The sequence below is a fragment of the Levilactobacillus paucivorans genome, assembly GCF_001437125.1.
In the GTDB taxonomy this organism is placed as follows: domain Bacteria; phylum Bacillota; class Bacilli; order Lactobacillales; family Lactobacillaceae; genus Levilactobacillus; species Levilactobacillus paucivorans.
This window is the reverse complement of the sequence record NZ_JQCA01000167.1, coordinates 37,769-47,033: the sequence shown is the minus strand read 5'-3', so window position 1 is coordinate 47,033 and position 9,265 is coordinate 37,769. Positions and strand designations below refer to the sequence as shown.

General features: G+C 49.6%; 4 protein-coding genes. All 4 read left to right on the top strand.

Annotated features, from left to right (window positions below):
* Positions 1–287 precede the first annotated feature (287 nt).
* Positions 288–950 carry a GTP diphosphokinase gene (gene yjbM, locus IV54_RS11390; RefSeq protein ID WP_057879431.1) on the top strand — a complete coding sequence of 221 codons (663 nt, stop codon included), beginning with the start codon at positions 288–290 and terminating at the stop codon, positions 948–950.
* Positions 951–953: 3 nt separating this feature from the next.
* Positions 954–1,754, top strand: coding sequence for an NAD kinase (locus IV54_RS11385; RefSeq protein ID WP_057879430.1), 801 nt, complete (start codon positions 954–956; stop codon positions 1,752–1,754).
* On the top strand, positions 1,754–2,653 hold the full coding sequence (locus IV54_RS11380) for an RluA family pseudouridine synthase (RefSeq protein ID WP_057879429.1): 900 nt from the start codon (positions 1,754–1,756) through the stop codon (positions 2,651–2,653). The genes IV54_RS11385 and IV54_RS11380 overlap by 1 nt, the downstream gene beginning before the upstream one ends.
* Positions 2,654–3,349: 696 nt before the next feature.
* Positions 3,350–9,265: KxYKxGKxW signal peptide domain-containing protein (locus tag IV54_RS12035; RefSeq protein ID WP_272947298.1), on the top strand; the 5,916-nt coding region annotated here is incomplete at its 3' end.

Sequence of the window (9,265 nt, the reverse complement as noted above, 5' to 3'; positions counted from 1 at the left end):
TAAAGAACTGGTCTAGTAGAGCAGGTGTTGCACTTCAATTTTAAATCGAGGAAAATTCAAAAAATAGCAATCCGGAACATTTGTTTGAGATAAAAACCGTCCATTTAAAACGCACCCTAATCATGCAACATTTTTCGACTTAGGTAAAGCTAAACGCCTCGTGAACCGGGAACTTAGGGGTGGAAAAAATTACGCGTCTTAAATAGAATGTAATTAGTCTCGGTAAAGCGTGAAATATGGTAGAATTTAAGGATGAGACGTGCAAACAAGGTTGGGGGAAAGTCATCATGATAGCAAATTGGGATCAATTTTTATTACCCTATCAGCAAGCGGTAAGTGAGTTGAAAGTCAAACTCCGCGGCATTCGGAAGCAATTTGAAAATCAAAATCAACGGCCACCCATTGAATTTGTGACGGGTCGGGTGAAGCCAGTTCCGAGTATCGAAGAAAAGATGACGCGCCGGCACGTCGCTGAGGAACGCCTTGAGAAGGATATGCAGGACATTGCGGGTCTACGGATTATGTGCCAATTTGTTGAGGATATCTATCAAGTCGTTGACTTACTACGCCAGCGAACCGACCTCACAATTCTTGAGGAGCGGGATTACATTCATAATGAAAAGCCCAGTGGCTATCGGTCCTATCACATTGTGATCGAGTACCCGGTACAATTGGTCACGGGAGAAAAGAAAATTTTAGCCGAGATTCAAGTGCGAACACTAGCCATGAACTTCTGGGCCACGATTGAGCATTCATTGAACTACAAGTACCAAGGTGACTTTCCGGAACAACTCAGCCAGCGTTTACAACGGGCTGCGGAAGCCGCATTTAAGTTGGACACGGAAATGTCAGAAATTCGAGAAGAAATTCAGGAAGCCCAACACTATACCCCTAAGAGTGGGGGACAGCCAGGGATACCGTCAGAAACTTCTCATGATAAGGAAGATTAGCGCATGAAGGTTTCAATTTTTGGGAATAACGGGCCAGCTTCGATGAAGGTTTCACGAGCGCTCAAGGCCGGGCTCACAGCGGCCGGTATCACCATTGATAGCCTCGACCCCGACATTGTTGTGACGGTTGGTGGAGATGGGACGCTACTTTCGGCCTTCCACCACTACAACGATCGTCTGGACCATGTGCGCTTTGTTGGGATTCATACCGGTCACCTGGGATTCTATACCGACTGGCGGGACTACGAGGTTCAGGAACTCATTAAGAGCCTCATTGAGGATAACGGCCAGAGTGTCAGCTATCCTTTACTGAACATTAAAGTTGAGTATGCGGATGGGACGCATCCGGACGAGGCCCTGGCGTTAAATGAATCTACCATTAAGAAAGTTTCTGGAACCATGGTCGCCGATGTGTATATTAAAGGGGAGCTTTTTGAAAGTTTTCGGGGGGACGGTCTGTGTTTGTCAACGCCAACCGGATCGACCGCGTATAACAAGTCGGTTGGTGGGGCTGTGCTCAGTCCGCACTTCGACGCTGTCCAAATGGCCGAGATTGCCTCGATTAACAATCTGGTCTTCCGGACGTTAGGATCCCCCCTGATTATTCCGGCCGATGAGTGGGTTCGAATCGAACCCGCTGCTGCGGCAGATAACATTTTAATGTGTGATCAGCTGGCCATTGAAGGTCGGCCAATCAAGGCCATTACCTATCAGATTGCCAAGCAACGAATCTCTTTTGCTGAGTATCGTCACACGCATTTTTGGCAACGTGTCGAGTCTTCCTTTATCGGGAGGGACCGCTAATGACCAGCTTTGCATGGCGGGTTACGGGGACGTCGCCGGTTCACGTGCGAACGGTCTTGATGGCCCATGGGGTCACTCGGACTTTTCTGAAACGGGTTAAGTTTCATGGTGGAGTCGTGAGCCTGGATGGTCGCGAGGTCCGCGTGATTGAGATGGCGCAGCCAGGTCAGGTTGTGGGACTAACACTACCACCGGAACCGACGAACCCGCATGTCTCACCGTCATTCAAACCATTGGCCATTTTATATGAAGACGACCACTTTCTTGTGGTAAATAAGCCGGCTGGGATGGCCTCTGTGCCGTCCCACATCTATTCCGAGGATACCTTGGCTAACCGTGTGAAAGGGCACCTGATGACGATTCAGGCCCCTAGTACGGTGACCCATATCGTAACCCGACTGGATCGAGAGACCAGTGGGGTGGTGATCTTTGCCAAGCACCACTTTGCGCACTCCGTATTGGACAAGCAGTTAAAGCTGAAAACGTTGGATAAACGGTACATTGCGGTCGCTACTGGGGCTTTTTCCACGACTCACTTGGTCATTGAGGCGCCAATTGGTCGGGCAGACGGTTCGTTTGTCAAACGAACCGTACGGCCAGATGGTCGCCAAGCCAAGACGGAACTCTGGGTTCGTGCTAAGTCCAAGTCAGCTAGCTTGCTGGCACTCAAGCTACATACTGGACGCACTCACCAGATTCGTGTCCATTGTGAGTCAGTGGGGCATCCGCTGATTGGTGATTGGCTATACGGCCGTCAAACCAATCCTTGGATCCCCCGACAGGCGTTACATTGTGCTCGGGTGAGCTTCTATGAACCCTTTATCGATCGTCAAATCACTTGTTTTGCACCGCTACCGGCTGACATGGCAAGTGTGATTGAACATGAAATTTTAAATTAAACTGATTAAGTGATGTCGCCATCGTGATTTGCCACGATGGCGGCTTTTTTGTGTAAAAAATGGTGTTACATATTTTAGTTTGTGTGGTGAGCTTATAATTAATAGCTAATTGTTTATATAATTATAAACAAATTTATCATAAAAATAGGTTCCTACGCTCTTCATTAACACTGCACATATTAGCAATGGTGTGAGTAAAGTCTCATTAAAAACAAATTTAAGAAAGGGCTTGCACCTTCAGAGTAGAATTTTGGCGTAGTGATGACAATAAAAAGAGTGAGCAAACTCAATTTGCTTGCAAACCTTACGAACACGACAAATATGCTGATATATCAACGTTTATGAAACTGATCGTCGCAGTTGAAATACTGTTTTGACAAGTGAAATGTATGTATTGAACAGATTGAGGGTAGACATTAAATATAATTTGAACCTTCTAATCTTAGCCCACTGGATAGTCAATTATAAGTTTAGATTAAGCTTTCAAATAGTACGCATAGTAAAGTTGTGCTATGATAGCTTCTGAATGAGAAGTGGTTTATAGGGGGGTCCCATTTCTGGAGACATAAGTATAAACCATATACGGTTATTTCGGTCAAACGATGCTGAAATCGCTTACAATTCCGAAGGCCCTTCTCGTTATTAAAGTTAGGAACTGAGACACAGTTGAAGGAGGACGACTTAAAAGTGAAATTTATGCGGAAACAAGCTTTTAGAGACGATCCTAAATTACGTTATAAGATGTTCAAGGCAGGGAAGACTTGGGTCTTCGCCGCAATGGCATCCTTTTCGCTTTTAGGAGCGGGCCAATTGACGGCTAGCGCGGATACGACGAGTGTAGCTGATAAGACCCAGAGTGCCAAAGTTGCGACAACCAGTTCAGATTCAGCGGCAAGTTCGGCAGCAGGGGCATCGGCTGCGGAGACCACAGATGACAATAGTGGGGCTACAGATGAACAGACATCGGCAGCCAGTAAGGCTGTTGCGGAAGCGACGAGCGCTAGTGATGATCTCGATACTTCAGCTGATTCAAGCTCAAGTACGGACACTAGTTCGACTGCCAGCAGTTCAGTACAAAAATCAGAAAAGGCCACGAGTACCAGTGCAGTTGCAACTAGCAGTGCAGAAGCAACGAGTGCTAGTAGCGAGATTTCAGCAAGCCAGGTCAACAAGTTGGCAGAAACTGCCGGAACTGACATTACGTTAAACGTTGCCGTGACCTCATCAGTTACCAAGGTCGCGACAACTAAGAAGGCTAACGTTTCACGGATGACCTTCTATACGTCTTCAGATGAAGTTGCTAATTCAGCCGGTGACAGTAGTGCGGCCGCAGCGGCTTCAGCCGCAGCAGCCGCGGCTGCGAAGGCTGCCAGTGCAGCTTCCAGTTACGACAAGTTAGTCTCGACGGCCGCCACCAAGGCAGCGAACAGTGCTGCTAAGAGTGCCTATGCTGAAACAGACCAAGCTTATAAATTTGCTGATTATTATAATAGTTTAGCCAACATGTATTTAGATGCCCTGAACTCATCAATTGGGGGCGCGGATGCTGGAATTAAATACGGTGAAGCCAGTTCCTCAGCGAACTACTTTGCCAAAGAAGCCCAGTCCTATGCAGAGGTAACTTCTAGTTACGCCAGCATGGGGAGTTCCGCCGCAGCCATTGGGATCAAGGACATGGTGAGTTCATATGCTAGCATGGTTCACAGTCTTGCTAGTGCGGCATCAAATGCCGCGGCAGAAGCCTCCGCAGCGGCTAGTGAAGCTTACTTAGCAACACAATATGACAAGAATAACTCCGCAGCGTTGTCTGCCGCTTCATCGGCTAACGTTGCCTTCGAAAATGCTAAATCAGCAGCTGCAACGGCTGTTAATTTAGCTAAGGATGCCGATTCTTACTATACGACAGCAACTTCAGCGGCGGCTTCTGGAAATTACGAAGCCGCAAGTACGGCATTAGTGGCGTCAACCACGTTAGCGGAAGATACTGCGACGGCGAATAACAATGCCGCGAATGCTTTCCGTGACAGTGCGAAGTCCTACGCCAGTGCTGCAGTCAGCATCTCTATCGGGGACGCCGCCTCAGACGCTGCCACTAAGGCCAGTGCCGCTGCCTCGTCTGCGAGTGCTGCTTCAAGTTATGCCAACGCGGCTTCGGGTTACCATGGGGACCAATCGAGTTCCTATGCTGCCGCAGCTAGCAGTGCCGCAGTCACAGCAGCCAATGCCGCTTCGACTGCTGATTCAGCTGCCAAGGCGGCCAAGACTGTCGCAACGCCTAAGGAAGCCAGTTCATTAGCAGTTCAAGCTTCCTCAGCTGCTGTAGTTGCCGCAACGGCCGCAAGTGATGCCGCGAAGGCAGCCTCATTAGCTGTTCAATTCGATACCAACGTCGAAAACAATGCAACGGATGATCAGGGTGGCATTTCAACTGATTTCGACGTTGATAAGTCCGCGATTAATGTTGGCCAAAGTATCACATTAACCGCGACAATCGGTGATTTCACCATACTTTCCGGAAGTGCAACTTACGTTTGGTACGTGTCAACCGATGGGAAGACTTGGAAACAAGCAACGGATCCGACGACCGTTTCCGAGAAGAAAGCTTCCGTTACCTTGACGCCAAATGCCGCTGGAACGTATTACTACCAATACGTTGCTTCTGGTAAAAAGGGTATGTTGGGGACCGGTGGGTCATTTAAGAAGGCAAGTAACGTTCTGACGGTTGTCGTAAGCGATGCCAAGGGAACTTATACGGACCAAGCCAAGAAGGCCGCTAGCTTAGCTGCAAGTTATGCTAAGCAAGCCGGTAGTCAGGCTACTGCAGTCAGTGAAGCCGTGATTACCATGAACTCCTTAGCTGACTTCGAACCCGATGACATGGTTTCCGGGAAGGTCTACGCGACTGCCGCAGCCACTGCTTCTAAGAGTGCTGCTTCATACGCCGCTGCAGCCGCAACTGAAGCCCAATCAACCGCCGCTGCCCAGAGTGCTGCTGCTACCTTAGAAGCAGCCGGGGATTACAGTGGGGCCAGCTCAGCTGCCTTAGTTGCGGCTGCCAGTGCCGAAAAGGTTTCTTCTTACAGTGTCTTGGCTAGCTCAGCAGCAGCCTTAGCTCGTGAAAACGTGGATAATGCGCTGTCAGAAGCTGCCCGGATTACACAGGACGCGACTATCGGTAGTTACTTGAAAGATAGTTACGCCGCTACCGCTGCTTCAACGGCCAGCTTAGCCGCTTCATTAGCAACCGAAGCCGCAACACATGCTCAAGATGCGAACAACGCTTACAACAACGTGCCAGAATTTAACTCTGGTGCAACGATTGCCAACTCAATGGCCGCCAGTGCAGCTGCCAAGACCGCGTCCTATGCGGCCAAAGCGCAACAATACGCTACGTCAGCAGCCAACGCTAAGGACTATACGGCAGCTTCCGGGGCAGCCAAGGATGCGGCGTCAAACCTGATCCTGGCTGAATCCGAATCTGTAGAAGCTTCCAGCGCTGCTAGTGATGCAACGAAGATCATCGTGGACGCTCAATCGTCTTACGTTTCTGGCGTTGCTTCCGCAGCTAACGAAGCCAATGCGTTAGCAACTCAAGCCGCTATTCTGGCCGCTAGTGTTGCCAACTCATTATCAAGTAGCATTAAGTCTAATACGAGTTTAGGGGCATCCTATGTTTCTGACACCCAAGAATACGCACAGGCTGCAGAACTAGCCGCAGCGTCTGGGGATGCCGCAGCGATGAATGCCAACAGTTACATGACGCAGGCTTCTTCAGCTGTTAGCGCCGGAAACTTTATTGCTGCAAGTTCTTTTGCCGCAGCTGCTAGTGCAGCTTTAGCCGATGCTAACTCGTATGCCGCTGCTGCAACGGTTTCCGCTTCATCTGGGACCGAAGCTGCTTCATACGCGGTTAACTACTCCAACGATACGAGCTCTTACAAGAAGAAACCTTCTGGTAATGCCACGATGATTTGGGGAATCCCAATCACCAACGGTTACACGCAACAACCAGCAACGATGACGTCAACGAAGCAAGGCCAAACGTTTACTTTAACTGGAACTTCACGGCTGGGGATTATCAACCTGGCAGCGATTACCACGAGTGTGACCTGGTATGTTCAGGTTAACGGTAAGTGGATGACTACCGATGACGCTGTTTCTCAAGGTTACTTAGAAAGTGCCACCGCAGAAAATAATACTGGGTGGGGGATGAAGATGTCCACTGCCAGCACGTTGACGGTAAAGACTAACGACACTTTCAAGGGAACGTTGTTATTCCAGATGTACTCTGATTATGGAATTCTGATCGGGGCTCAGCTCTACAGTAACTTAGCTGAAGTTGATGTTTACGATAAGGAAATTCCAGCCACTGGGATCACGATTAGTGGGAACGATTACCTGTTGAATTCTGACCCAGGGACTTACGTGGCAACAACTAACCCAACGAACTCCACGAGTAATATTACTTGGAGTAGTAGTGATGAAAGTATCGCGACTGTTAACAATGCCGGGGTTGTGACGGCAACTTCCGCAAATGCACGTGGCACAGTCACGATTACTGCTACGGTTACGAACGCTGACGGGTCAACTTATTCCGCCTCCAAGGTTATCCAGGTGGGTAACGGACTTGAAGACCAGGTTGTTGATGCCGGGAACTCTGTCACTTTCCAACCAGATGCTGGTGCCGGTAACACTGGGGATGCTTCCAAGATTACCTACCAGTGGTACTACTCAGCAACTGCTGATGGGACTGACATTGTGGCATTAGACGGTCAGACGACAGATACGCTCAATTTATCTGATGTGAAGACCTCGCAAGCTGGATACTACTTCCTGAGAGTTACGGCTAAAACAACTGTGGGAACGACGGTTACTGTTGATTTAGGACGCGCCTACTTGACAGTTAACGCCGTGGACAGTGATGATGCTTCCAACGCAGCGTTAGCCGCAGCTTCTGAAGCCGCTGATGCTGAAGAGTATGCAAAATTAGCCAGCTCATATGCTGACGTTGCCAATAAGTATGCCTCTGCAAACACGTCAAATGCGGAAGTTGCTGAAGCAGCATCTAACGCCGCATCGGCCGCCGCCGCAGCCAGTTCTGCCGCCGCAGCAGCCTCAACAGCACAGTCTAATGCCGAAGCAGCACAGTCTGAAGCTAATGCAGCACAGAACGTTGCCGGCGATAACGCCGCAGCTAAGTCTGCCGCTGAAAAAGCTAAGGCCGCAGCTGATGAAGCAAAGGCAGCTAAAGATAGTGCCGCCGCCGCAGCCAGTGATGCAAAATACTGGGCCGGCGTAGCTGCAGCAATTGATGATAACTCTGATTCCGACTCTGACAGTGATTCTGACTCAGACAGCGACTCAGATTCCGATAGTGATTCTGACTCAGACAGTGACTCGGACAGCGACAGTGATTCCGACTCAGATTCCGACAGCGATTCCGACTCCGATAGTGACTCTGATTCCGACAGTGACTCTGATTCAGATAGTGACTCTGACTCCGACAGTGATTCGGATTCGGACAGCGACAGTGATTCCGATAGTGATTCTGACTCCGACAGTGACTCAGATTCTGACAGTGACTCAGACTCCGACAGCGACTCAGACTCAGACAGTGACTCGGATAGCGACAGTGATTCCGACAGTGACTCAGATTCCGATAGCGACTCTGATTCAGACAGTGACTCCGACTCCGATAGCGACTCTGATTCCGACAGTGACTCGGACAGCGACAGTGACTCCGATTCCGATAGCGATTCGGACTCAGACAGTGATTCTGACTCGGACAGTGACTCTGATTCCGACAGTGATTCTGACTCGGACAGTGATAGTGACTCAGATTCCGATAGCGACTCAGACTCAGATAGCGACTCAGACTCGGATTCTGATAGTGATTCCGACTCCGACAGCGATTCTGATTCCGATAGTGACTCGGACTCTGACAGTGACTCGGACTCTGACAGTGACTCTGACAGCGACAGTGATTCCGACTCAGATAGTGACTCGGACAGCGACAGTGATTCCGACTCAGACAGTGATTCTGATTCCGACAGTGACTCGGACAGCGACAGTGACTCCGATTCCGATAGCGATTCGGACTCAGACAGTGATTCTGACTCGGACAGTGACTCTGATTCCGACAGTGATTCTGACTCGGACAGTGATAGTGACTCAGATTCCGATAGCGACTCAGACTCAGATAGCGACTCAGACTCGGATTCTGATAGTGATTCCGACTCCGACAGCGATTCTGATTCCGATAGTGACTCGGACTCTGACAGTGACTCGGACTCTGACAGTGACTCGGACAGCGACAGTGATTCCGACTCCGATAGTGACTCAGACTCAGACAGTGACTCAGATTCCGATAGTGATTCCGACTCCGACAGTGACTCCGATTCCGATAGCGACTCCGACTCCGACAGTGATTCGGACAGCGACAGTGACTCGGACTCCGATAGCGACTCTGATTCCGACAGTGACTCGGACTCCGACAGTGACTCTGATTCAGACAGTGATTCCGACTCCGACAGTGACTCAGACTCCGACAGTGACTCCGATTCTGACAGTGATTCTGATTCCGATAGTGATTCGGACTCTGACAGTGACTCT

Excerpts from the sequence above, each read along its gene's own strand:
- IV54_RS11385 (WP_057879430.1), top strand. The coding sequence starts at position 954 with ATGAAGGTTTCAATTTTTGGGAATAACGGGCCAGCTTCGATGAAGGTT.
- yjbM (WP_057879431.1), top strand. The coding sequence starts at position 288 with ATGATAGCAAATTGGGATCAATTTTTATTACCCTATCAGCAAGCGGTA.
- IV54_RS11380 (WP_057879429.1), top strand. The coding sequence starts at position 1,754 with ATGACCAGCTTTGCATGGCGGGTTACGGGGACGTCGCCGGTTCACGTG.